Consider the following 23904-nt stretch of genomic DNA (forward strand, 5'->3'; position numbering starts at 1 on the left):
CCGTGCGGCGCCCGCCGTACGGAGAGAAGCCCCGTGCGGCGCCCGCCGTACGGAGAACGAGGAAGAACCCACGGAGAGGAAGAACGAGATGGGTGACGCCAAGAAGAACGAGCCGGTGGACCTCTACGCGGAGGACCTGACCGACGTGGAGGCCGAGGACCTCCCCGGCGAGACCGCGCTCGCCTCCCTCAGCTCGCTGACCACCGCCGGCTCGGCGTCCTGCCCGGCCAGCTCCGCCAGCTCGCTGACCACGGCCGGCACCTTTGGCTGACCGGTCCCGCTGACCCCCTGAACCGTCCGAGGAGAGTCGGAAGTGGAGATGGATCTTTTCGCCGAGGAGATCAGTGACGACGAGCTGTACCTGTACCAGCTCGACGAGACCACGCTGCTGGCGTCCATGAGCACCGCCAGCACGCTGGCCTGAGCGTCCTGCCTCCGCCCCCGCACGGGGGACGCGGGGTGAGTCACCACCCGGCATTCCTCGGCAGACCGCACGACCTCAAACCCCCCAACCCCTTGAGAGGACCGACCACCATGGCCGACGAGAACGACATCGACCTGTTCGCGGAGGAGCCCGAGGAGCTCGCCGTCGAGGAGCTCGCCGACACCAACCTGCTGGGCACCTGGAGCAGCGCCGGCTGCGCCGGGACGGCCTCCTGCCCCGCCTCCACGGCCTCCAGCGCCTCCAGCGGCTCGTCTTTCGGCTGATCGACAAGGAGGAACGAGATGAACGACCACGACAAGGACCAGATCGACCTGGCGGCTGAGGACCTGGCCGCCGAGAGCCTCGACGAGGTGACCGCGGCGGGCTTCACCACCGCCAACACGGCCTTCACGGCCGGCTCGGCCAGCTGCCCGGCGTCGTCGGCCAGCACCGGGTCGTCCTTCTCCAGCACCGGCAACTGATCCGGGAACGGCGCGGGGACGGGTGCCCCGGGAACGAAGGCAGCGCTCCCGTGGCACCCCACCCGGCCCTCCCGGCCGGCAAAGGCTTCTGACCACGGGGGCTCCCGACCACAGCGAGGGAGCTCCCGGCCACCACGAAGAGAAGAGAGAACCATGAGCGACGTCAGCAAGGACCGGATCGACCTGGCGGCCGAGGACCTGGGCACCGAGGAACTGGACGAGGTGACCTCGGCGGGCTTCACCACCGCCAACACGGCCTTCACCGGCGGCACCGCGAGCTGCCCCGGCTCGTCGGCCAGCACCGCCTCCACCTTCTCCAGCAGCGGGGGCTGATCCCCGTGAACGCGGGAGCGCCGGGACCCGCGAAGGTCCCGGCGCTCCCAGCGCTCTCAGCGCGATGCGGCTCCGATCCGCGAGCCGTCGAGGGTGAAGGCAGCACCCTCGACGCAGAGACCAGAAAGGCGCATTATGCGATCCGCCCCCCAGGATACCTCCGCCGGCCCGGCGGCGGCAGGCCGTACCGCGGCGCACGGTCCGGCCGGCCCCGAGACCGACTGGATGGTCTCCGTTCCGCTGCAGATCAGGCCGGACGTCGAGGTGATCACCGGTATCGACGACCGGCCGCTCCTGTACAACTCCGCCACCGGGCGCTACCTCGCCCTCACCCCCGCCGGCGTCCGCATGCTCGACCTGCTCGACGGCAGCAACACGGGCGGGGCGATCCTCGACCGGCTCACCGCTCACCGGGACGACCGGGAGACGGCCCGCGTCCGCGTCGGCGCCTTCCTCGACGACCTGCGGCAGGCGGGCGTGCTGACCGTCGAGCCGCGCGAGCCGGACCGCAGATCGAAGATCCTGAAATTCTCGCTCCGCGAGCACATGCCCAGGCTCAAGCTCACCGGCCGTGTCGGGCACGTCATGGAACCGCTCGCCGCGCTGCTGCGGCGGCTCCCCGTCCGGGTGCTCAACGCCGCGGTGCTGGCGACGGCGCTCGCCGGCCTGGCCGTCGGCCTGTACGCGCTGCTCCACCCGGCCGGCCACGGCTACCCCGCGCTGTGGTGGACGGCCATGCCGATCCTGATCGTCCAGGTGATCTTCCACGAGGCCGCGCACGCGCTGGTCTGCCAGTATCTCCGCGCCCCCATCAGGGAGGCGGGGATCGGCCTGATGCTCTACTTCATGCCGGTCGCCTACGTCGACCGGACCGACGCCTACCGGGTCAGGAGCCGCGGCGGCCGGGTGATGATCGCCCTGGCCGGTCCGCTGAACGACCAGGTCTGGTACGGCGCCGCCGGCGTCGTCGCGCTGACCGTCCCGGGACAGGTGGGCGACATCGCCTACGTGCTGCTGGTCCTGCAGACCATGCTGACCGTGGTCAACCTCAACCCGCTGCTGCCCTCCGACGGCTACCACGCCATCGCGGCCGCGAGCGGCGCGGTCAACCTCCGCGGCCGGGCCTTCGCCTACCTGGCCCACGTGGCGCTGCGCTCGCCGCTCCCGTCCGGTATGCAGGCGCTGGGCCGCTGGAGGCGGGCGGGATACCTGCTGTTCGGCGCCCTGTGCCTGCTGTACGCGGTGGGCCTGGCCGTACTGGTGCTGCGGAACCTGTGGAACATGATCGGAGGGATCGTCTGATGACCGTGATCCTCCCGCCTCCCGCCCGGCCGGACGGCGAGCACGCCGCCCCCGTCCCGCAGGACGTCGGGCACGTGGCCCCCGCCCTGGCGGACGGCGAGGTGGGTGACCTGCGGATCGACCGGGTGAGCGGGCTGCCCGCCGCCGCGGCCGACCTCGACCTGGTGGAGACCGGGCGGCTGCTGGACGAGACCGCCGCGGCCGAGGAGATCCTCGCCGGGCTGGCCGACCCGGTCAGCGACGTCCTCTACCGGCTCGTGCCCCGCCTGGACCACGACCCCGCGCTGCGGCGGCTGGTGCTGAAGGTCAGGCGCGCCACGCACGGCGACAGGCGGCCCGGGGCCGGCGCGGAGGACCTCGGCCGCATCGCCGCCGAGCTGGACGGCGACGACGCCTCGCTGTTCCGCCGCTGGAGCGCGGCGGCCCGCACCCGCGCGGACCTGCTCGGCCGGCTGCCCGCCGTCTACGAGGAGGAGACCGCGCGGGCCGGGCGGCGGCTGGGCGCGCTGCTCGCCGAGTCCGCGCTGTCCACCGGCATCGCCCACGCCAGCGCCGGCCTGCTGCGGCACGTGGACCTGACGGACCTGCGGCCGGGCGGCAAGGCGTCGCGTTCGGTGCTGTCCTACGCCGCCCGCGCCGCCCGTAAGACCAGCCCCTTCTCCACCTTCACCGGCGTCGGCCTGCACGGCAGGCCGAGCACGGGCCGCAGCGTCACCGCTCTGTCGCAGACCCACGTCTTCGCCTGGCTGCAGGCGCTGGTCCGCGACGAGCGCCTGGTGACCGCGTTCGAGCTGGAGCCGATGGGGGCGCTCCGGACGATCGACGGCGAGCCCCGGGCGCTGGTCTCGGCGTACCGGATCGGTGACGCCTTCGCGTGGCGGACCGACGAGATGGTGGACGTCACCGCCTACCAGGCGATCATCCGGTCGCTGGCCGGCGTCGGCCGGGCGGGCGCCGCCGAGTACCTCATCAGGCTGGGCGGCGAGGACCCGTTCGCCGCGCTGCAGCGCCTGCTGGACGCCGGGATGCTGCGCGTCGTGGCGCCGTGGCCCCGCGGTGACCGCGCCCCGATGCTCGCCCTGGCCGAGTGCGTTCGCCGCGTCGGCACCGAGTACGCCGCGCGGACCGCCCGCGAGCTGCGCGAGCTGCACGCCGACGCCGTTGCCCTGGCCGGGCAGGACGGCGAGCGGCGGGTGCGGACGCTGGAGTCGATGGCCACGCGCGCCACCGACGCCCTCGGCCGCCTCGGCGTCCCCGCCGAGCGGACCGGGTTCGCCGTGTACGACGACGCCGAGGCGGTCGCCGACGTCCCCGGCCTGGGCGAGCACGTCTCCGCCGACCTGCGGGAGCTCGCCCGCCGGATGCGTCCGATGATCTTCCGCAGCCACCTGTACGACATGCTCGTCGAGATCTTCGTCGAGCGGTACGGCGCGGGCGGCCGCTGCCCGGACGCCCTGCGGTTCTGCATGGAGGTCTCCAACATCCCGGACCTGACGCGGCGGCTGTTCGCGGCGGTCCGCGCGGACGCGCGCACCAGGGGCCGGCCCACCGACCGTGCCTGGCTGCCCGTCGGCCACAGCTCGGCGCCGCCCACCGCCGCCGTCGCCTACCAGGTCGCGGCCCCCACCCCGGAGGCGGCCGGCGCGGGCGGGCACCTGCTGGTGGTCAACCAGTTCAACGCGGGCTCCGGCGGCCTGGTGTCGCGGTTCCGCGCCACCCTGGACGGCCCGGACGGGCTGGCCGGGCGGCTGCGCGCCTGGGTGGGCGGCAACTTCCCCCGGGCCCGGCCGCGCGAGCTGGTCATCTCCGCCGACGTCAACGGGCTGCAGTACTCCTGCGCGGGCGCCATGCCCGCGCTCACCTGGCCCAGCGAGACCCCGCACGCCGACCCGGGGGACTCCGTCGCGGTGAGCGAGCTGTCGGTGGTCCACGACGCCGCGACCGGCACGCTGAACCTCCTGGACGCCCATGGCGACCCGGTCGCCCCGGTCTACCTCGGCGTGGTGCCCGCGCACATGGTGCTGGGCCCGGCGCGTTACCTGATGGTCATCGGGGACCCGTGGGTGCGGGGGGCGCGGATGGCCTGCACCCGCGGCCCGTCGGAGCCGGTCACCGAACCGGTGGGGGAGGTCGAGCGGGTCGGGCGCGAGGGTTTCGGGCGGGTCGTGACACGCAGGGCCGCCTGGCGGCTCCGCCCGGAGTCCTTCCCCCGCCCGGACAAGGGGGAGTCCCCGGACGCCTACTTCCTGCGCGCCGACCGGTGGCGGCGCCGGCACGGCATCCCCGAGGAGGTGTTCGTCTCGCTGGAGACGCCCGGCATCTCACTGGAGCACGGCAAGCGCAAGCCGGTCCCGCTCAGCTTCCGTAGCCCGCACTCGCTGCACGCCGCGGCCGGTCTGGACGTCACCGGGGTGGTGGCGATGTCGCTGGCCGAGTCCCTGCCGGGCCGCGACGGCCACTGGCTGCCCGGCCCCGGCGGACGGGCGCACGCGGCCGAGCACGTGTCGTTCGTCCGGTGGACCCGGCCTCCGATCCCGCCCCGGTCCGGGGAGGGGTGACCCGATGTTCGACGTGCCCGAGTGGTGGTTCGTCCGCCTGTACACCGGCGGGTTCGCCGCGAGCGACGTGCTGGTCAGCGAGGTCCTGCCGCCGCTGGTCGCCGAGGCCCGGGCGCACGGCGCGTTCCGCTGGTTCTTCATCCGCTACACCGATCCCTCCGGACCCCACCTGCGGGTACGGGTGTTCGGCCCCCGGGAGACCGTGGACCGGATGCACCGTTCGCTGGCCAGGGTCCAGCGCCACGCCGACGCGGTGGTGGCCGGCACCGGGGCGGATCCGGGCTGGCTGGCGCCGTTCCCCATGCGCCGCATGCTGGGCGACTCCGGAACCGGCCTGGCCTCGGCGCTGTACGAGCCGGAGTACGGCAAGTACGGCGGAGCGCCCGGCGTGGAGCTGGCGGAGCGCGTCTTCGAGTTCTCCAGCGACCTCGCCATCTGGGCGACCGCCCGGTTCGGCAAGATCCCCGAACGGGCGGCGCTCGCGGTGCTCCTGCTGCGCGAGGCGGTCCGGGCGATGCTGGAGGGCCGGCCGGGGGATCTCGGCCCGGAGCCGGTGATGCCCCCGGCGGACCGGCGCCGGCTCAACGTGAGCTGGGACCGCTACTGGCACCGGCACCTGGCCTGGTGGACGGCGGACCTGGCCAGGCACGCCCCGGAGCTGCAGGCGCAGCTCCGGCTGCACGCCGAACGGGACCCGCACCGGGTCCGTTCGATCACCGGGGAGCTGTGCGGCGACAGCTCGGTCGATCCCTGGCTGCGCCGCTGGGGCCAGGTGATCGACGACTCCCTGGTGCGGGCCCACCGCATGCGCATAGGTCTCACTCCGCAGCACCTTGTTTTCCACCAGGCGCACATGATGATGAACAGGCTGGGCTTCCTTCCCCGGGAGGAGGCCTTCCTCGGCGTCATCGCGGCCGGGTCACCGGCGGAGACCTCTTCCGGATCGTCAGCCGACACTGGAGCAACCGGCACTGGAACAACCGGCACTGGAACAACCGGCAGTGCGACAGTCAGCATTCGAAGGAGAGAGCAATGACGAACGTCGTGACAGGGCGGTCCACGGGGATCCGCCGGGGCCTGCTCATCGCCGCCGCCGGAACGCTGATCATGGGCGTCGGCATGACCGTGGTCCGGGATGCCGCGTGGATCCTCGGCGCGGGGGTGGCGGTGCTCGTCGTGGGATGCGTCCAGGCGGCGATGGCCGCGCGCGGGCGGGCGGGGACGCGGCGGCGGACGTCGCCCGCCTGGATCGGCGGTGTCGCGGTCGCCTTCGCGGCGGTCATGATCGCCGCGGTCCGGATCGCGGGCGCCGGCCACTGGTGGGTGTGGACGGTGGTGGGCGCGCTCGCCGCCGTCGTGCTGGTGGCCGTCGCGCTGCGGCAGGGGCGTGCCTGAGGGCGCCCCGCCGCCCGGCGCCCCGGCGGGGGCCCGCGTCCCGGACGACCCGGGACGCGGGCCCCCGCCGTTTCCCGCTCCGCGCCCGCCGTTTCCCGGTCTTCGACCTCCAGCCGCACCGGCCGCCCGGCCGTCCTGTGCCCGGCCGGCCCGTGCCCGCTGTCCTGTGCCCGGCCGTCCCGCCTCCCTCCGCCGTCCCGTTCCCGGCCGTTCTCCGCGAGGTCCGCCGCGCGGGGAAGGGGTCGGCCCCATGGCCGTGAGCAGGGAGAACAGCGCGAAGAAATTGGCGGGAAATAGGCGGCCCCTAGTGTCTGGAGGTGTCAAGCGGACGCTACGGAGATGAGGAAGTCGACATGAAGCGCGAGGCCAAGACGATGCTGGCTCTGGTGATCTGCGGCCTGATCCTCGGCCCGGTGGCGGCGGAGGCCGCTCAGGGACCGGCCGGCGGCGAGTGCGTCCCGGTGTCCTGCGACCAGGGCCAGGAGCCCGGCAACGGCCCCGGTCCCGGCCACAACGGCGGCAACGGCCACGGCGGCCCCAGCGGGGGCTGGAGCGGCGGCGACATGTGGGGATGACTCAGGGGACGAGGTCGCCCGGCTGCGCGCCGAGATCCGCCAGGGCCGACAGGGCGCGCTTCTCCCAGATGGGGGCGGTGTCGTCGGCCGCGATGGCGGCGGTCTCGCGCAGCAGGGCGACGGCCCGCTCCGGATCCCCACCGGCGATCATCGCCTGGGCCAGGGAGAAGCAGGCGCGGGCGTGGGCCGCGGCCTGTCCCGCCTCCTGCGCCACCTGGCGGGCCCGGGAGAGGGTCTCGCGCCCGCGGTCGAGCATCCCCTGCAGGATCTGCGTCTCGCCGAGCCCGCACAGGATGTACGCCTCGCCCAGCGCGTCGCGGCGCTGCCGTACCAGCTCCAGGGCGTCCTCGAACGCCGCCGCCGCCCGCCGGACGTCACCGCTGCGCAGGTGGAGCTCGCCCAGCCGCCACAGCGCCTGGGCCTGGCCGCGCCGGTAGCCGACCCGCTCACAGATGGCGAGGGCATCCCGCAGCCTGGTCCTCGCGAGCTCGTAGTCCCCGCGCAGGATCGCGATCTGCGCCATGCAGCCGAGGACGTGCGCCTCGGCCGCGCGGTCGCCGGCGTCCCGGAGCGCGGGCAGCGCGGCCTCGTAGCGGGCGAGCGCCTCGGCGTGGTGACCGCGGAAGTGCTCCGAGAGCCCGAGGTAGCGCTGCGCCAGGGCCTTGCCGTGGGCGTCGCCCACCTTCTCGAACAGCTCCAGGGCCGTGTCGAGCAGCCGGGAGGACTTCACTCCGTAGTACAGCTCCAGGCTGCCCAGACTGTAGGACATGGCCGCCTCGCCGAGCAGCGCGCCGCTCCGCCGTACGGCGGCGAGGGCCTGCTCGTGCGTCCGGCGCCAGTCGTCGAGGTAGCCCCTGGCCTCGAACAGCGTGACGCCGGCCAGCGCGAGCTCCCAGCACAGCTCCGGGAACCCCGACTCGGCCGCCTGCGTCACGCCGACCACCAGCGTGTGCCGTTCGGACTCCAACCAGTCCAGCGGCATGGCGAGCAGGTTCTCGTCCAGCCCGTCCGGCGGCTCCCAGTAGGCGCTCGCACCCCGGATGATCGTGAAGTCGCCGCCCCGCTCCCGGCGGTTGGCCTCGTGCGCCAGGGCGAGGAGACGGCCGAGTACGCGGGCCAGCGCGCCGCTGCGGCACTCCTCCGGCTCCTCGGCCAGCACCCGCTCCCTGGCGTAGAGCCGCACCAGGTCGTGCATGCGGTGCCGGAGCCGGCCCGAGGCGTCCGGGCCCACGGTGTGCACGAGCTGGGCGTCGAGCAGCTCCTCCAGGCAGACCTGGGCCTGGCCGAGACCGGTGCCGAGCAGGGCCGCGGTCACCCAGTCGGCGAAGTCCGGCATTCGCAGCAGGCCCAGTCGCCGGAACAGCTCCGCGGCCGGCCCGCTCAGCCCCTGGTAGCTGAGCGAGAAGCCGGCCCGCAGCCCCACCTCGCCGTGACTGAACTCGGCGAGCCGGCGCTGCTCGTCGTCGAGCCGGGCGGCCAGGCTGGCCGGGGTCCAGTGCGGCCGGGCCAGGAGCCGGGCGCCCGCGATGCGCAGGGCGAGCGGCAGCCCGTCGCACAGCTCGGCGAGCCTGGCGGTGGAGCGGGGGTCGGCGGCGATCCGCTCGGGGCCGACGATGGTGCCGAGCAGGGCGGCGGACTCCTCGGGGGTCAGCGTGGGCAGCCGCATCGGGTGGGCGCCCTCACGCACCACGAGGTCGATGAGCTGGTCGCGGGTGGTGATGACGACCGCGCAGCCTGGGCTGCCCGGCAGCAGCGGCCTGACCTGCGCGGAGGTGCGCGCGTTGTCCAGCACGAACAGCACGCGCCGGTTGGCGAGCATGCTGCGCAGCAACGCCTCGCGGTCCTCCAGCCCGGCCGGCACGCGCTCGCCGGGGACCCCGAGGGTGCGCAGGAACCGGTCGAGGGACGCCTCCGGGGTGAGCGGCTCGGTCTGCGCGGTGTAGCCGTGCAGGTCGATGAAGAGCTGCCCGTCGGGGAAGTGCTCGGCCACCCGGTGGGCCCACCGTACGGCCAGGCCGGTCTTGCCCGCGCCGCCCATGCTGGTCACGACGATGCAGGCGGGCACGCCCGCGGCCCGGCTCTCGGCGAAGACCCGGTCCATCTCGGCCAGTTCGCGCTCGCGGGCGACGAATCCGGCGACGTTGGACGGGAGCTGGGCGGCCGTCACCGGGGCCGCCGGGACGGCGGGGATCGACGGGCGCGGGGCGGGGGACACAGCCAGCTCGCCCCGGAGGATCGCGTCGTGGGTGAGCCGGAGCTCCTGGCCCGGGTCGACCCCCAGTTCGTCGGCCAGGAGCTTACGGCCCTGGCGGTAGACGTCGAGGGCCTCGGCCTGGCGGCCGGCCCCGCACAGCGCCCGCATGAGCGTGGCGCGGAGCCTCTCCCGGAAGGGGTGACGGCCGACCAGGTCGGTGAGTTCGGTGATCACCTCACCGCCGAGGCCGTGGACCAGCCGCAGATCCAGGTATTCCTCGATGACGCCGAGCCGCCACTCCTCCAGCCTGGCGGCCTCGGTGCTCATGATGTCGCTGTCGAGGCCGGACAGGGTCTCACCGCGCCACAGGTCCAGGGCCGACCGAAGCCGTTCGGCCGCGGTCGCGGGATCGTTCTCCTCCGCGGCCGCGCGGCCGGCCCTGACCAGTTCCTCCGCCGTGTTCAGGTCGACGGTGACGGCCTCGGGGCGGAGCTGGTAGCCCGGTGGCACGGCCGCCACCAGCTGCTCACCCGGGCCGTGCAGGACGCGGCGCAGCCGGGTGACGCAGATGGCTATCTGGTTGCGCGCGGACGCCGGGGGACGTTCGCCCCAGACGGCGTCGATCATGAGGTCGAGCGGGACGACCCGGCCGGCGTTCAGCGCGAGCAGCGCGAGAACGACGCGCTGACGCCGGCCGGTTATCTCCAGGGCCGTTCCGTCCACCATTGCGTCCACGGATCCGAGGACCCGTACCTTGCGGAGGTCGCTCAAAAAATCTCCCCGTGACCGGCCGAAACCCCTTCATGGCTTTCGTGATCATCAATGTCTTGAAATTTAGGGTATAGAACGCCATTCGTGAATCTTTTACTCTTATGTCTGACTTTTGGTTACGGTGGAGAGAATCCTTTTCCGCTCCGAACGCGCCGCCGGGACCGGCGGGGAGAGCGGGATTCCGGTGGGACGGCCGCCGGCCGGGGCCCGGCACCCGGACGGCCCCGATCTCCGCGGGCCCGAGGCGGGAGAGCGGGATTCCGATGGGGCGGCCCCGATCTCCGCGGGCCCGAGGCGCGGACGGCCCGGTCCTCACGTGGTTCTCCACGGGCTCGGGGCCCGGGCGGCCGCCGGGAAGCGGTCCCGGCTCCCGCGCGACGGACTAGGCTAACTGTTCGTGCTGGTCCTGGCCTTTGATACCGCGACCCCCGCCGTCACCGCAGCGCTGCACGACGGTGAACGGGTCCTCGCCGAGTCGACGACCGTCGACGCCCGCCGCCACGGCGAACTGCTCGTGCCCACGATCGAGACCGTCCTGCGGGAGGCCGGCGCCACGCTCGCCGACGTCACCGTCGTCGTCGCGGGCGCCGGACCCGGCCCCTACACCGGCCTGAGGGTCGGCCTGATGACCGCCCAGGCCCTCGCCGCGTCGCTCGGCGTCCCGGCGTACGGCGTGTGCACGCTCGACGCCGTCGCCTACGGCAGCAGGCTGTCCGAGCCGTTCCTGGTCGCCACCGACGCCCGGCGCAAGGAGGTGTTCTGGGGCCACTACGAGGACATGCGGACCCGGCTGTCCGGCCCCGCGGTGAGCCGGCCCCACGACCTGCCCGCCGACCTCCCGCTCGTCGGCGCGGGCGCGCGGATGTACGCCGAGGTCGTCGGCGCCTCCCGGCTGCTGGACGCGCCCGAGTACCCCTTCGCCGGGGCGCTGGCGTCGCTGGCCGCCGAGCAGCTCGGCGAGCCCGACGTCCGCGAGGTCGTGGAGAGCGGCACGCACCCCGTGCTGAGCCTGCCCCGCCCGGTGTACCTCCGCCGCCCCGACGCCCAGGTGCCCGCCGCGCCCAAGAAGGTCGGCACATGACCGTGACGCTGCGCACGATGACCGAGGACGATCTGCCCGCGGTGCTGAAGATCGAGCGGGACACCTTCCCCGCGGACGCCTGGAGCGAGGGCATGCTCCGCGACGAGCTCGCCGGACAGCCCGGCACCCGCCACTACGTGGTGGCCGAGGCCGGCGACGGGATCATCGGCTACGCCGGGCTCTTCGCCGCCGGCGACCAGGCCGACGTGCAGACCATCGCCGTCGCGGCCGACCGGCGGCGCACCGGGGTCGGCGGCGCCCTGCTCACCGAGCTGCTGGCCGAGGCCGGACGGCGCGGCGTGCGGTCGGTCTTCCTGGAGGTGCGCGCCGACAACCCCGCCGCGCAGGCGATGTACGAGCGGTTCGGCTTCGTCCGGCTCGGCCTGCGCCGCCGCTACTACCAGGACGGCACCGACGCGATCACGATGCGGAAGGATCTCATCCATGAGTGACGAACCCCTGGTCCTGGGCATCGAGACCTCCTGCGACGAGACCGGGATCGGCATCGTCCGGGGACACACCCTGCTGGCCAACACGATCGCCTCCAGCGTCGACGAGCACGCCCGCTTCGGCGGCGTGGTGCCCGAGGTGGCCTCCCGGGCGCACCTGGAGGCGATGACCCCCACCGTCGAGCGGGCGCTGGAGCAGGCGGGCCTGCGCTTCTCCGACATCGACGCGATCGCGGTGACCGCCGGGCCGGGGCTGGCCGGCGCGCTGCTGGTCGGCGTGGCCGCCGCCAAGGCGTACGCGCTGGGCCTCGGCGTCCCGCTGTACGGGGTGAACCACCTGGCCGCCCACGTGGCCGTGGACCAGCTCGAACACGGCGCCCTGCCCAAGCCGTGCATCGCCATGCTCGTCTCGGGCGGTCACTCCTCCCTGCTGCTGGTGCCCGACGTCGCCAAGGACGTCATCTCGCTCGGCTCCACGGTGGACGACGCCGCGGGCGAGGCGTTCGACAAGGTGGCGCGGGTGCTCGGCCTGCCGTTCCCCGGCGGCCCCTACATCGACCGGGCCGCCCGCGACGGCTCCGGCACGGCCATCGCCTTCCCCCGGGGCAAGTACGACGACGGCACCCTCGACTTCTCGTTCTCCGGCCTGAAGACCGCCGTGGCCCGCTGGGTGGAGGCCAGGGAGAGGTCCGGCGAGCCGGTCCACGTGCCCGACGTGGCGGCGTCGTTCCAGGAGGCCGTGGTCGACGTGCTGACCCGCAAGGCCCTCCAGGCGTGCCGCGAGCACGGCGTCCAGGACCTGCTGATCGGCGGCGGCGTGGCGGCCAACTCCCGGCTGCGCGCCCTGGCGCAGGAACGCTGCGACGCGGCCGGGGTGCGGCTGCGCGTCCCCCGGCCGGGGCTGTGCACCGACAACGGCGCGATGGTGGCCACCCTGGGCTCCGACCTGGTGGCGGCGGGCGTCACCCCGTCGTCCCTGGAGATCCCGGCCGACTCCTCGCTTCCGATCACCACCGTCCACGTCTGACGGTACGGCCCCGCGCGCCCCGGAGACCACGGGGCGCGCGGTCCTTTCGCCGCGGGTCAGGCCGGGCTGCAGATGAGGGCGAACGGCCGCTCCCCGACGCGGGTGAGGACCACCGTCGCGGATCCGCCGCCGGAGAGCCGCAGATCCCTGCGCAGACGCTCCACGTCGACCGCCGAGCCGCGCTTCTTGACCGTCACGGTGCCCGCCCCGCGCTCGCGCAGCGCCGCCCGCAGCCGCTTGAGCGAGAACGGCATCATCTCGTGCACCTCGTACCGCGCCGCCCAGGGCGTGGTCGCCCCGGTGTCGCCGGTGATGTAGGCGATGCGCTCGTCGAGCAGCCGGCCGCCCACCTGCCGGGCCACCTCCGCCACCAGGTGCGCCCGTACGGCCGCGCCGTCCGGCTCGTAGAGGTGGCGGCCTATCGCGCCCACCGGGGCGGGCTCCGCGCCCGGATCCGGCGTCAGCGTCACGCCGGACGGCAGCATCGTGGCCCTGCGCCCCGCGTCCCCGGCCAGGCCGCCGCACCAGATCGCGGCCTCCTTGACGTCGCCGCGCCAGGAGACCCACTCGGCCTCGGCGCCGGCCGGGATGAACTCGTACGGGATGCCGGGGGCGACCTTCAGGCAGGCCGCCGGGGCCTTCGCCACCATGCCGAGGACCTCCGGCCACGGCGGAGAGTAGGCCATCGGGTCGAACGTCCTGCCCCGCGCGGTACGGCGGGCGGGATCGGCGAACAGCACGTCGAAGGCCGTCGGGTCGACCGTGGCGGCCTCGGCCGCGCGGACCGTGACTCGGTCGCCGAGGCCCAGGGCGTCGGCGTTGGCCCGGGCGACGGCGGCGGTGAGCGGGTCGGCGTCCACGGCCTCCACGACGCAGCCCGCCCTGGCCAGCGCCAGCAGGTCGCCGCCGATCCCGCAGCAGACGTCGGCCACCCGGGAGCCGGCCGGGACGCGCCGGGCCCGGTGGTCGGCCACCTCGCGGCGGGTGGCCTGCTCCAGGCCGTGCGGGGTGAAGTACATGACCGCGGCGTCGGAACCGAACTTCTCCCGCGCGCGCTCCCTGAGCGCCGCCTGGGTGAGCGCCGCGGAGGTCAGGGCCGCGTCGTAGGTCCTGCGCAGCCGCGTCACCGCGGCCACCGGGCCGTCACCCGCGGCCTCGGCCGCCGCCGCGAGGGCCTCCTGGCCACGCGGCGTCAGCAGTTCCCGGAATGCGTCGAGGTCCACACCGCCCGACGCTACCGCCTGGCCGGGGACCGCCGGTGCGTCGCGGTGACCCGCTCAGTCGGGCAGGCAGGTCAGGACGAGATCGATGTCGAACGGCTCGCCGGTCTTGAGGCGGTCGTGGTGGATGCCGGTGACCATGTAGGAGCGGGTGACCGGGTCCAGCTGGTAGACGTGGATCACCGGATCGCCGCCCTTGTCCTCCACCAGCCAGAAATGCGGGATGCCGGCCTCGGCGTAGAGCTTCGGCTTGACCTCGCGGTCACGGAACCTGGATTCGGGGGAGACCACCTCGATGACGAGATGCACCTCGTCGGGCTTGTAGGAGGTGCGGGAGCGGTCCTTCGCCGCCTCGGCGTCGATGACGACGACGTCCGGGCACGGGCGCTGCTTCTCACCGAGCACGAGGTCCATCTGCGTCACGGCCTTGAGGTGATGGGGCGCCTGCGCGTTGAGGGCGGTGCGGAGCCCGTAGATCACGGACTCGTGGAAACGCTTCTGGGGGGACATGAAGACGAGGGCTCCATCGACGAGTTCGACGTGCTTGAAGAAGTCCGGCTCGCCGTTCGGGCCCTCGTCGGGCAGGCGGTCGAGATCGTCGGCGGTCCACCCGCCGGCCGGGGGGCGGGGCCAGTTGGCGAGCGGGTCGCGGTCGTCACCTCGCGTGCCCGTCTTCTCGCAGACAGTGCTGGTCACGTCGTCCACCGTAGCGTCATTCCCGTTTCTTTTCGTGACCATCGCATTACTTCCCGTCGATGTCCGTCGTCCCGCTTCCCTCTCATGTTGCCCCCGGCGAAGGCTCCTGTCCCCTTGTCGAGGGCGCCCGGAGCGTCGGCGGGCGGTTCGTGTTGACTGTCAAGGCCTCCTTGCATACTGTTCCGTATTGGCACTCTCCCGGTGAGAGTGCCAATGCAAGCGCGACGAGGCTGGTCTGACACCCGCGACGGCAGACCGCTGGTCGCCTCTTCTAGATCATTCAAATCTGAAGGGGAGGTCCGACGTGACGACCGCCACCAAGGTTCCCGTTAAGCCGCTCGGCGACCGCATCGTGGTCCAGCCGCTTGAGGCCGAGCAGACCACCGCCTCCGGCCTGGTCATTCCTGACACCGCCAAGGAGAAGCCCCAGGAGGGCAGGGTCCTCGCGGTGGGCCCGGGCAACTGGGACGAGGACGGCGACAAGCGCATCCCGCTCGACGTCAAGGAGGGCGACGTCGTCCTCTACAGCAAGTACGGCGGCACCGAGGTGAAGTACGGCGGCGAGGAGTACCTCGTGCTCTCCGCCCGTGACGTGCTCGCCATCGTCGAGAAGTAGTTCATCGCTTCCGACGTTTCCGAGATGACGCATCGAGCCCCGGGTCGCGAGAGCGCCCGGGGCTTCGATGCTCCCACGTGCCCCCAGAGAGGACTGTCATGCCCAAGATCCTGTCGTTCGAGGAGGACGCCCGCCGCTCGCTGGAGCGCGGTGTCAACGCCCTCGCCGACGCCGTCAAGGTGACCCTCGGCCCCCGCGGCCGCAACGTCGTCATCGACAAGAAGTTCGGCGCTCCGACCATCACCAACGACGGCGTCACCATCGCCCGCGAGGTGGAGCTGGAGAAGCCGTACGAGAACCTCGGCGCGCAGCTCGCCAAGGAAGTCGCGACGAAGACCAACGACATCGCCGGTGACGGCACGACCACCGCGACCGTCCTCGCCCAGGCGATGGTCCGCGAGGGTCTGCGCAACGTCGCCGCCGGCGCCCAGCCGCTGAGCCTCAAGCGGGGCATCGACCTCGCGGCCAAGGCCGTCAGCGACAGGCTGGTCGAGACCGCCCGTCCGGTCGCCGACAAGAAGGAGATCGCCCACGTGGCGACGATCTCCGCGCAGGACGCCAAGATCGGCGACCTGATCGCCGAGGCGTTCGACAAGGTGGGCAAGGACGGTGTCATCACCGTCGAAGAGTCCAACACCATGGGCCTGGAGCTGGAGTTCACCGAGGGTCTCCAGTTCGACAAGGGTTACCTGTCGCCCTACATGGTGACCGACCAGGAGCGCATGGAGGCGGTCCTGGAGGACCCCTACATCCTGATCACCCAGGGCAAGATCTCCTCCGTCGCGGACTTCCTGCCGCTGCTGGAGAAGGTCGCGCAGACCAAGAAGGCGCTGCTGGTCATCGCCGAGGACGTCGAGGGCGAGGCCCTGGCGGTCCTGGTGACCAACAAGATCCGCGGCACCTTCACCTCCGTCGCCGTCAAGGCCCCGGGCTTCGGTGACCGCCGCAAGGCCATGCTCCAGGACATCGCCATCCTCACCGGTGGCCAGGTCGTCAGCGAGGAGATCGGCCTCAAGCTGGAGCACGTCGGCCTGGAGGTGCTCGGCACCGCCCGTCGCGTCGTGGTCACCAAGGACGCCACCACCGTCGTGGACGGCGCCGGCGACGCGCAGGCGATCGAGGACCGCGTCCGTGAGATCAAGGTCGCCATCGAGCAGTCGGACTCCGACTGGGACCGCGAGAAGCTGCAGGAGCGCCTGGCCAAGCTCGCCGGCGGCGTCTGCGTGCTCCGGGTCGGCGCGGCCACCGAGGTGGAGCTCAAGGAGAAGAAGCACCGCCTGGAGGACGCCATCTCCGCGACGCGCGCCGCGATCGAGGAGGGCATCGTCTCCGGTGGCGGCTCCGCGCTCGTCCACGTCTCCAAGGCCCTTGACGACCTGGGCCTGAGCGGCGACGAGGCGACCGGTGTGGGCGTGGTCCGTCGGGCGCTCGTCGAGCCGGCCCGCTGGATCGCCGAGAACGCCGGTCTGGAGGGCTACGTCGTTACGTCCAAGGTCTCCGAGCTCCCGGTCGGCCACGGCCTGAACGCCGCGAGCGGCGAGTACGGCGACCTGATCGCTCAGGGTGTCATCGACCCGGTCAAGGTCACCCGTTCGGCCGTCCAGAACGCCGCCTCCATCGCCGGCATGCTGCTGACGACCGAGGCCCTCGTGGTGGACAAGCCCGAGGAGGAGGCCCCGGCCGCCGCCGGTGGTCACGGCCACGGTCACGGTCACGGCCACTGATCCGCGCGATCGGCCGGTACGGCCCGCGTCCCGTTCGGGGCGCGGGCCGTACGTGTTTTCGGATAGCCCGAAAGGGGCCCCAAAGCGTCACGGCGGAGAGCCGGTATGAGAAACCCCCTTATGGGAAATCACTGACATATTAGACCGGTCTATGAAATATATTTTCATCACATGACCCTTACTGTCGTCACGCGATTACACCCCGTTATCGGCGTGTCAATGTGACCAATCCGTAGCCGTTGGTCATGGGGACAGGCCCGAGCGATACGGGCATCATGCGTAACGTGACCGAGGGATGCGTCGCCGACGCCAAAAGAGGGGTAAGGCTTGCGACGAGATCTGAAGGGAGCGCCCACAGGGATGACCTCAAGGATCTGACGAGCCTCGCAGTTCAAGGTGATCGAACCGCGATCGAAAGTCTGATCGCACAGTTGCGGCCAATGGTCGTCCGTTATTGCCGCGCTCGTCTGGGCCGGGTTTCCGGTCAATATCACATCGCGGACGACGTGGCCCAGGAGGTGTGCATCGCGGTGCTGTCCGCGCTGCCCCGCTACCGCGACATGGGGCGCCCTTTCGCGTCCTTCGTCTTCGGCATCGCCTCCCACAAGGTGGCCGACGCCCTGCGCAGCTCCGTGCGCTCGGCCGTGCCCACGCAGGACCTCCCGGACGGGCCCGACGACGGCCCCGGCCCGGAGGAGACCGTGGTGCGCTACATCGAGGCCGAGCACGCGCGCAGGCTGCTGTCCAGGCTCCCCGACAACCAGCGGGAGCTGCTCATCCTGCGGGTGGTGTCGGGCCTGTCCGCCGAGGAGACGGGTAATGTACTGGGCATGTCACCAGGAGCGGTTCGCGTCGCCCAGCATCGGGCGCTGGCCCGGCTGAGGGCGATGGCGGAGCTGGAGTCGACGGCTTGACCCCGAACCCGTCGAGCGGTGCCCGGCGAGGGTCGCGCCGTCCCCGGCGCGGGTCCGGCCGGGCCGGCGAGCACCCCGAGCGAGCGCGGTCATGACCACCGTCCACCCGCTCCGTCCGGCGCGCGAGCGCGGGCCGGACGACGGCGGGACGTGCGACGGCGCGGCCGTGGCCGGGGCCGACGCCCTGCTGGAGGCCCTCTCCCGCAGGGAGCCCGTCTCCACCGCGGATCCGGCGATCGCCCTGCTCGCGGCGCTGGTCGACGACGTCGATCAGCGGCGTTCCTCGGTGTCGATCACACCGTCGACGTAGCCCCTGGCGTACTCCCAGGTGACGTAGTCGCTCGGGTCGGGCTGGTAGGCGGGCTCGTGCACCTGCGGCCAGCCTTTCTCGATCATCTGGCGCAGGTTGCCGCGCAGCAGCTCCCAGCCGAAGTAGTGCTGTTCGCCGCACTCCGGGCAGTCGAGGACCAGCCCGAGCACGCCGTGCGGTTCGAGCAGGGAACGGAAGACCTCCACGTCGGCCAGGTCGGTCATGGCCTCGTCGCGTTCGGCTGAGGTCAGCGGTTCGGCGTCGCCTGGCTCTCCCAGGGTCGCCGCCGGGTCGTCGGGGTCGTCCGCGAACGGGTCGCGTGGGACATCGTCGAGCACTATCCCACCTTATGACCTCGATGCGATGGGCAGGCCCCGAACTGTCCGAGCCGTCCGGGACGTGACATCCGCGGCGAACCGTACGGCCGCCGAACCGGACCCGCCGGGTCCCGCGTCCGGCACCCGCGGTGAACCGTACGGCCCGCCGCGCGGGACGACCGTACGGCCGCCGAACCGGACCCGCGCCCGGCGCCCGCGTCCGGGGCCGCGCGCCCGGTGTCCCGGGGTTTCGCGCCCGGCGTCCCCTGCTTGGAAGCCAGACCCTAAACTTGCATACGGGGGCCGGCGCCTTTCCCCAGCCATGAGAGCGCCGAGGCAGAAGGGTTGCAGATGGCCAAGTTCACCGAACCGGGACTCACGTTCGACGACGTGTTGCTCGTGCCCGCCTTCTCGGACCTGCAGCCGGGTGAGGCCGACACCCGCACCCGTCTGTCACGTGGGATCACGCTGAGCATCCCGCTGATCTCCGCGGCGATGGACACGGTCACCGAGGCCCGGATGGCCGTCGCGATGGCCCGCCAGGGCGGCATCGGCATCCTGCACCGCAACCTCTCCATCGAGGACCAGGCCCAGCAGGTCGACCTCGTCAAGCGCTCCGAGGCCGGGATGGTGACCAACCCCGTCACCTGCTCGCCGGACGACTCCCTCGCCGACGTCGAGCACCTGTGCGGCACCTACCGCATCTCCGGCGTCCCGGTGACCGACGCCGACGGCGTCCTCGTCGGTATCGTCACCAACCGCGACATGCGCTTCGAGACCGACCACGGCCGCCCGGTACGCGAGGTCATGACCCCCATGCCGCTGGTCACCGCGCCGGTCGGGGTCTCCAGGGACGACGCGTTCGACCTGCTCAGGAAGAACAAGATCGAGAAGCTGCCGCTGGTCGACCCCGCCGGGCGGCTCCGCGGGCTCATCACCGTCAAGGACTTCACCAAGAGCGAGCAGTACCCCCTCGCCACCAAGGACGCCGACGGACGGCTCGTCGTGGGGGCGGCCATCGGCGTCGGGAACGACGCCGAGAAGCGGGCCTCCGCCCTCATCGAGGCCGGGGTGGACGTGATCATCGTCGATGTCGCGCACGGCCACTCCAAGGGGCTCGCCGACATGATCTCCAAGATCAAGGCCAACAGCGGCGTCGAGGTGATCGGCGGCAACATCGCCACCCGCGCCGGCGCCCAGATGCTGGTCGACGCCGGCGCCGACGCGGTCAAGGTCGGCGTCGGGCCGGGCTCCATCTGCACCACCCGCGTGGTCGCCGGCGTCGGCGCCCCGCAGGTGACGGCCATCCACGAGGCGTCCCTGGCCGCCGGTCCCGCCGGGGTGCCGGTGATCGGCGACGGCGGCCTGCAGTACTCCGGTGACATCGTCAAGGCCATCGCGGCCGGCGCCGACGCGGTCATGCTCGGCTCCCTCCTGGCGGGCTGCGAGGAGTCGCCGGGCGAGCTGATCTTCATCAACGGCAAGCAGTTCAAGTCCTACCGCGGTATGGGTTCGCTCGGCGCGGTCCGCAACCGCGAGCGCGGCGGCGCCTCCTTCAGCAAGGACCGCTACGCCCAGGCCGACGTCGGCGGTGAGGACAAGTTCATCCCCGAGGGCATCGAGGGCCAGGTCCCCTACCGCGGCCCGGTCGCCGCGGTCGCCCACCAGCTCGTCGGCGGCCTGCGCCAGGGCATGTGGTACTCCGGGTGCCGCACGATCTCGGAGATGCACGCCAGGTGCGAGCTCATGCCGATCACCGCGGCGGGCCTCAAGGAGAGCCACCCCCACGACATCCAGATGACGGTCGAGGCCCCCAACTACCACCGCCGGTAGGGGGCCGGCCGCGGATGCCCGGGGCGGACGACGGAAACGACCGACTCGTACCAGGCACGCCGAGCGGGCGGGCCGAGACGACAGGTACGGCTCGCGCCCGATCGCGTGCGCCGCACCCGCACGAAATGGGAAAGACAGGCATATGACTCAGGTGGAGATCGGGCGCGGCAAGAACGGCCGTCGTGCCTACGCGCTGGACGAGATCGGCATCGTCCCGTCCCGGCGTACCCGCGATCCGGAGGAGGTCTCGATCGCCTGGCAGATCGACGCCTACCGGTTCGAACTGCCCGTCGTGGTGAGCCCGATGGACAGCGTCGTCTCGCCCGCGACCGCGATCGAGGTCGGCCGGCTCGGCGGCCTCGCCGTACTCGACCTCGAAGGGCTGTGGACCCGCTACGACGACCCCGCGTCCCTGCTGGCCGAGGTGGCCGAGCTGCAGGGTGAGGCCGCCACCCGGCGGCTCCAGGAGATCTACAGCGCGCCGATCAAGGAGGAGCTGATCGGCCGCCGCATCGCGGAGATCCGCGAGGCCGGGGTGACCACGGCCGTCCGGTTGTCCCCGCAGCGCACGGTCCAGTACCACAAGGCCGTCATCGACGCGGGCGTGGACATCTTCGTGATCCGCGGCACCACGGTCTCCGCCGAGCACGTCTCCGGGCGGGCCGAGCCGCTGAACCTCAAGCAGTTCATCTACGAGCTCGACGTTCCGGTGATCGTCGGCGGCTGCGCCACCTACACCGCCGCGCTGCACCTGATGCGGACCGGCGCGGCCGGCGTGCTGGTCGGCTTCGGCGGCGGCGCCTCGCACACCACCCGCACCGTGCTGGGCGTGGCGGTCCCGATGGCCACCGCGATCTCCGACGTGGCCGCGGCCCGCCGCGACTACATGGACGAGTCCGGCGGCCGCTACGTCCACGTGATCGCCGACGGCGGCATGGGCACCTCCGGCGACATCGCCAAGGCCATCGCCTGCGGCTCGGACGCGGTCATGGTCGGCTCGCCGCTGGCCCGGGCCGCCGAGGCCCCCGGTCGCGGCTTCCACTGGGGCTCCGAGGCCCAGCACCCCGAGCTGCCCCGCGGCAAGCGGGTGAGGTTCGACACGGTCGGGACGCTGGAGCAGATCCTGCACGGCCCCTCCTCGGTCGCCGACGGCTCGATGAACCTCATGGGCGCGCTCAAGCGCACGATGGCCACCGCCGGATACTCCGACCTGAAGGAGTTCCAGCGCGTCGAGGTCGTCGTCGCCCCGCAGGGCAGCTGACGTCCCGCCCCCGGCGCTTCGCCGATCACGGCCGTGGCCTTCCGCCGGCCACGGCCGTGACCTTCCGCCGGTCGGCCCGCGGCCTTCCGGTCGCGTCCGTGGCGCCGGGGTACGTCCGTGGCGCCGGGGCGCGGTCGCGCGGCGCGTGACGGTCGTACGGCGCGCGACGTCCGCGCGGTGCGCCACGGTCGTGTGACGCGCGACGGTCTGTACGGTGTGCGACGGTCGTGTGACACGCGACGTCGGACAAATGTGAGCGACAGGCGCGAAAATGACGTATGACGGAAAATCTGTGAACATTCCCCTGTGCCGGATGATCCGCAGCTCCGCCTCGCCCTCAACGAGGGGCCGTTCCACGCCGCGCTGCGCGCCGCGGTGGAGGCGCGGGGCCTGACCCTGGAGCGACTCCGCCGGCACCTGGAGGAACGCGGGCTACGGGTCGGGATGACGAGCCTGAGCTACTGGCAGCAGGGCCTGCGCCGCCCGGAGCGGCCCGAGTCGCTGCGCGCCGTACGCGCGCTGGAGGAGATCCTCGCCCTGCCGCCGCGGTCCCTGATGGGGCTGCTCGGCCCGCCGCGTCCCCGGGGGCGCGGGCAGGGCGCGCGGTCCCCGGCGGACGACGGGGAGCCCGCCGTCCCGCTCGCCGGATCGGCGCACACCCTGTCGGCGCTGCTCCACGACCTGGACGGGGTGGCCGACGACCGCCGCCTGCACGTCACCGCGATGTACGAGACTCTGCAGATCGGGACCGACCGCAGCGCCACGCGGCGCGAGACGCTCCAGGTGGTGCGGGCCCGCCGGGACGACCCCGACCGGTTCATCATGGTCTACCGGGGCGACCTGGGATGCGACGTGGAGCGCGTGCGGATCAGGGCGCTGGAGGACTGCCGGGTCGGCCGGATCCGGCGCGACGGGGCGACCGCGCTGGTGGTGGCCGAGCTGCTGTTCGGCCGGGCGCTGGAGGCCGGTGAGACCCAGGTGATCCGCTACGAGCTCGCCGACCCGAGCGGCGTGGAGACCACCGAGTACGAGCGGACCTTCCGGTTCCCCGCCGACCAGTACGTCCTGCGGGTCGCCTTCTCCCCGGCCGCGCTCCCGGCCCGCGTCCGCCGCTTCGCCCGTCACGCCCCCGGTCCGGGCGACCGCGACCCGGGTGACCACGGGGCGGACGAGCATGGAACGGACGACCGCGGGCCGGACTACCGCGGGCCTACCGGGTGGGAGCCGGGCGGGCGGGAGGACACGGAGAGCGCGGAGAGCGCACTGACCCTCAACGCCCACCACGCGGTCCACCTGGTGACCGGGCCGTTCGGGCCCGGTGCGGTCGGCGTCCGCTGGGACTGGCCCTGACCGGCCCGGCGGGCACGCGGAACCCGGGGCGGCCTTCGGCGAGCGGAGGATCCGGCTCCGGCGTCCGGCCTCCGGAGCCCGCGACGGCCTTCCGGTGGTCGGGACGACCGTGACCCCCGGTGCCCGCTCTTCCGGGGCCGGGAGTCCCGTGATCTCGGGGCTCAGCCTGCCAGGACGCCCAGGAGCCGGGCGACCTCGGCGGCGACGGCCGTACGGCCCGACCCCAGGTACTTGCGGGGGTCCACGACCTTCTCGTCGGCCGCCAGGTGCTCGCGGACCGCGCGGGTGAAGGCCACGTTGAGGTGCGTGGCGATGTTGATCTTCTTCATGCCCTGCCGTACGGCGGCGCGCAGGGTCTCGTCGGGCACGCCCGAGGAGCCGTGGAGCACCAGCGGCACCGGTACGGCGGCGCGCAGCCTCGCGATCAGTTCCAGGTCGAGGACGGCGTCCTTGGTGGTCATGGCGTGGGAGCTGCCCACCGCCACGGCCAGCGCGTCGACGCCGGTCCTGGCGACGTAGTCCACCGCCTCGTGCGGCCTGGTCCTGACACCCGGCGCGTGCACCCCGTCCTTGCCGCCGACCTCGCCGAGCTCCGCCTCCACCCAGACGCCGCGTTCGTGGCACAGCGCGGCGACCTCGGCGGTGGCGGCCACGTTCTCCTCGTCGGGCAGCGCCGAGGCGTCGAACATCACCGACCCCAGGCCCAGCTCCAGGGCCTCCTCCACCAGCGCCCGGTCGGTGGCGTGGTCGAGGTGCACCGCGACGGGGACCGCCGCCGCGCGGGCCACCGCGAGCGACGCGGCCGCGATCGGGGCCAGGGATCCGTGGAAGCGGACGCAGTTCTCGCTGATCTGCAGCACGACCGGCATGCCCGCGGTCTCCGCGCCGGCGACGATCGCCTCGGCGTGCTCCAGTTGGATGACGTTGAACGCGCCGACGCCCGCCGGGGCGGCGTCGATGATGTCTCCGATGCCGGCAACAGGCATGGTCACCCTTTCGTCTACGGGGTCCGGGCCGGGCCCGGGGTGGGAGGGGTTCATGGGGAGATGGGGACGGCGTGAGGAAGCGGACG

Annotated in this window: 24 protein-coding genes; 19 read left to right on the forward strand and 5 right to left on the reverse strand. The window is 72.9% G+C overall.

Annotated features, from left to right (window positions below; all coding sequences use genetic code 11):
• Nucleotides 1-88 precede the first annotated feature (88 nt).
• The 9 genes from ACQP10_RS05175 (at nucleotide 89) to ACQP10_RS05215 (ending at nucleotide 7069) form a co-directional block, all read left to right on the forward strand.
• Nucleotides 89-271, forward strand: a complete 183-nt coding sequence (locus ACQP10_RS05175; protein ID WP_346017552.1) for a thiocillin family RiPP — start codon at nucleotides 89-91, stop codon at nucleotides 269-271.
• 263 nt (nucleotides 272-534) lie between these two features.
• Nucleotides 535-708, forward strand: coding sequence for a thiocillin family RiPP (locus tag ACQP10_RS05180; RefSeq protein ID WP_346017551.1), 174 nt, complete (start codon nucleotides 535-537; stop codon nucleotides 706-708).
• An 18-nt stretch (nucleotides 709-726) separates the two neighbouring features.
• A complete protein-coding gene (locus tag ACQP10_RS05185) occupies nucleotides 727-906 on the forward strand; it encodes a thiocillin family RiPP (protein WP_346017550.1) in 180 nt (59 codons plus the stop codon).
• A gap of 153 nt (nucleotides 907-1059) precedes the next feature.
• Complete coding sequence (locus tag ACQP10_RS05190) at nucleotides 1060-1239, forward strand: thiocillin family RiPP (protein ID WP_346017549.1); 180 nt, start codon at nucleotides 1060-1062, stop codon at nucleotides 1237-1239.
• A gap of 225 nt (nucleotides 1240-1464) precedes the next feature.
• Nucleotides 1465-2541: a PqqD family peptide modification chaperone gene (locus ACQP10_RS05195; protein ID WP_399500025.1), complete on the forward strand. Its 1077-nt coding sequence runs from the start codon at nucleotides 1465-1467 to the stop codon at nucleotides 2539-2541.
• Nucleotides 2541-5099 carry a hypothetical protein gene (locus tag ACQP10_RS05200; RefSeq protein WP_433540966.1) on the forward strand — a complete coding sequence of 853 codons (2559 nt, stop codon included), beginning with the start codon at nucleotides 2541-2543 and terminating at the stop codon, nucleotides 5097-5099. Before ACQP10_RS05195 ends, ACQP10_RS05200 begins: the two co-directional genes overlap by 1 nt.
• A 4-nt stretch (nucleotides 5100-5103) precedes the next feature.
• On the forward strand, nucleotides 5104-6135 hold the full coding sequence (locus ACQP10_RS05205) for a lantibiotic dehydratase C-terminal domain-containing protein (RefSeq protein ID WP_433540967.1): 1032 nt from the start codon (nucleotides 5104-5106) through the stop codon (nucleotides 6133-6135).
• Complete coding sequence (locus tag ACQP10_RS05210; protein ID WP_389993018.1) at nucleotides 6132-6494, forward strand: hypothetical protein; 363 nt, start codon at nucleotides 6132-6134, stop codon at nucleotides 6492-6494. Before ACQP10_RS05205 ends, ACQP10_RS05210 begins: the two co-directional genes overlap by 4 nt.
• A gap of 353 nt (nucleotides 6495-6847) precedes the next feature.
• On the forward strand, nucleotides 6848-7069 hold the full coding sequence (locus tag ACQP10_RS05215; protein ID WP_179819637.1) for a hypothetical protein: 222 nt from the start codon (nucleotides 6848-6850) through the stop codon (nucleotides 7067-7069).
• A gap of 1 nt (nucleotide 7070) precedes the next feature.
• On the opposite strand, the gene ACQP10_RS05220 is transcribed toward ACQP10_RS05215, so the two are convergent.
• Nucleotides 7071-9989: a BTAD domain-containing putative transcriptional regulator gene (locus tag ACQP10_RS05220; RefSeq protein WP_433541879.1), complete on the reverse strand. Its 2919-nt coding sequence runs from the start codon at nucleotides 9987-9989 to the stop codon at nucleotides 7071-7073.
• 442 nt (nucleotides 9990-10431) lie between these two features.
• On the opposite strand from ACQP10_RS05220, the gene tsaB reads away from it, so the two are divergent.
• The 3 genes from tsaB to tsaD are packed head-to-tail and all read left to right on the forward strand — an operon-like array spanning nucleotide 10432 to nucleotide 12591.
• Nucleotides 10432-11115, forward strand: coding sequence for a tRNA (adenosine(37)-N6)-threonylcarbamoyltransferase complex dimerization subunit type 1 TsaB (gene tsaB / locus ACQP10_RS05225; RefSeq protein WP_399500021.1), 684 nt, complete (start codon nucleotides 10432-10434; stop codon nucleotides 11113-11115).
• Nucleotides 11112-11567 (forward strand): ribosomal protein S18-alanine N-acetyltransferase, encoded by a 456-nt coding sequence (gene rimI, locus ACQP10_RS05230; RefSeq protein ID WP_346017542.1) that lies wholly within the window; start codon nucleotides 11112-11114, stop codon nucleotides 11565-11567. The genes tsaB and rimI overlap by 4 nt, the downstream gene beginning before the upstream one ends.
• Entirely contained in the window at nucleotides 11560-12591 is a 1032-nt protein-coding gene (gene tsaD, locus ACQP10_RS05235; protein ID WP_179819633.1) for a tRNA (adenosine(37)-N6)-threonylcarbamoyltransferase complex transferase subunit TsaD, read from the forward strand. Before rimI ends, tsaD begins: the two co-directional genes overlap by 8 nt.
• A 56-nt stretch (nucleotides 12592-12647) precedes the next feature.
• Here the strand turns inward: tsaD and ACQP10_RS05240 are convergent, their stop codons facing one another.
• Together ACQP10_RS05240 and ACQP10_RS05245 are read right to left on the reverse strand one after the other, a co-directional pair.
• Nucleotides 12648-13814 (reverse strand): class I SAM-dependent methyltransferase, encoded by a 1167-nt coding sequence (locus ACQP10_RS05240; RefSeq protein ID WP_399500019.1) that lies wholly within the window; start codon nucleotides 13812-13814, stop codon nucleotides 12648-12650.
• A 54-nt stretch (nucleotides 13815-13868) separates the two neighbouring features.
• Entirely contained in the window at nucleotides 13869-14507 is a 639-nt protein-coding gene (locus ACQP10_RS05245; RefSeq protein ID WP_346017540.1) for a Uma2 family endonuclease, read from the reverse strand.
• Between the two features lie 304 nt (nucleotides 14508-14811).
• Here ACQP10_RS05245 and groES point away from each other — a divergent pair, with 304 nt between their 5' ends.
• The 4 genes from groES (at nucleotide 14812) to ACQP10_RS05265 (ending at nucleotide 18071) form a co-directional block, all read left to right on the forward strand.
• Nucleotides 14812-15123 carry a co-chaperone GroES gene (groES, locus tag ACQP10_RS05250; protein WP_179819630.1) on the forward strand — a complete coding sequence of 104 codons (312 nt, stop codon included), beginning with the start codon at nucleotides 14812-14814 and terminating at the stop codon, nucleotides 15121-15123.
• Nucleotides 15124-15221: 98 nt separating this feature from the next.
• Nucleotides 15222-16847 carry a chaperonin GroEL gene (groL, locus tag ACQP10_RS05255; RefSeq protein ID WP_346017539.1) on the forward strand — a complete coding sequence of 542 codons (1626 nt, stop codon included), beginning with the start codon at nucleotides 15222-15224 and terminating at the stop codon, nucleotides 16845-16847.
• Nucleotides 16848-17122: 275 nt separating this feature from the next.
• Nucleotides 17123-17761 carry a sigma-70 family RNA polymerase sigma factor gene (locus ACQP10_RS05260; protein WP_189246777.1) on the forward strand — a complete coding sequence of 213 codons (639 nt, stop codon included), beginning with the start codon at nucleotides 17123-17125 and terminating at the stop codon, nucleotides 17759-17761.
• A 91-nt stretch (nucleotides 17762-17852) separates the two neighbouring features.
• Nucleotides 17853-18071 carry an anti-sigma-D factor RsdA gene (locus tag ACQP10_RS05265; protein ID WP_346017538.1) on the forward strand — a complete coding sequence of 73 codons (219 nt, stop codon included), beginning with the start codon at nucleotides 17853-17855 and terminating at the stop codon, nucleotides 18069-18071.
• Here ACQP10_RS05265 and ACQP10_RS05270 read toward each other — a convergent pair.
• Entirely contained in the window at nucleotides 18032-18409 is a 378-nt protein-coding gene (locus ACQP10_RS05270; RefSeq protein WP_179819626.1) for a DUF5319 family protein, read from the reverse strand. The two genes, ACQP10_RS05265 and ACQP10_RS05270, sit on opposite strands and share 40 nt — an antisense overlap.
• A 330-nt stretch (nucleotides 18410-18739) precedes the next feature.
• On the opposite strand from ACQP10_RS05270, the gene guaB reads away from it, so the two are divergent.
• The 3 genes from guaB (at nucleotide 18740) to ACQP10_RS05285 (ending at nucleotide 22832) form a co-directional block, all read left to right on the forward strand.
• On the forward strand, nucleotides 18740-20221 hold the full coding sequence (gene guaB / locus ACQP10_RS05275; RefSeq protein WP_346017537.1) for an IMP dehydrogenase: 1482 nt from the start codon (nucleotides 18740-18742) through the stop codon (nucleotides 20219-20221).
• Between the two features lie 142 nt (nucleotides 20222-20363).
• Nucleotides 20364-21482, forward strand: coding sequence for a GuaB3 family IMP dehydrogenase-related protein (locus ACQP10_RS05280; protein WP_189246774.1), 1119 nt, complete (start codon nucleotides 20364-20366; stop codon nucleotides 21480-21482).
• A 306-nt stretch (nucleotides 21483-21788) separates the two neighbouring features.
• Nucleotides 21789-22832: a hypothetical protein gene (locus ACQP10_RS05285; protein ID WP_433540968.1), complete on the forward strand. Its 1044-nt coding sequence runs from the start codon at nucleotides 21789-21791 to the stop codon at nucleotides 22830-22832.
• 161 nt (nucleotides 22833-22993) lie between these two features.
• Here ACQP10_RS05285 and ACQP10_RS05290 read toward each other — a convergent pair whose 3' ends face one another.
• The gene (locus ACQP10_RS05290; protein ID WP_346017535.1) at nucleotides 22994-23818 is read right to left on the reverse strand and encodes a class II fructose-bisphosphate aldolase; all 825 of its coding nucleotides are present in this window, start codon (nucleotides 23816-23818) and stop codon (nucleotides 22994-22996) included.
• Between the last annotated feature and the right edge of the window lie 86 nt (nucleotides 23819-23904).

The sequence above is a fragment of the Streptosporangium sandarakinum genome (assembly GCF_050942225.1).
Lineage (GTDB): Bacteria > Actinomycetota > Actinomycetes > Streptosporangiales > Streptosporangiaceae > Streptosporangium > Streptosporangium nondiastaticum.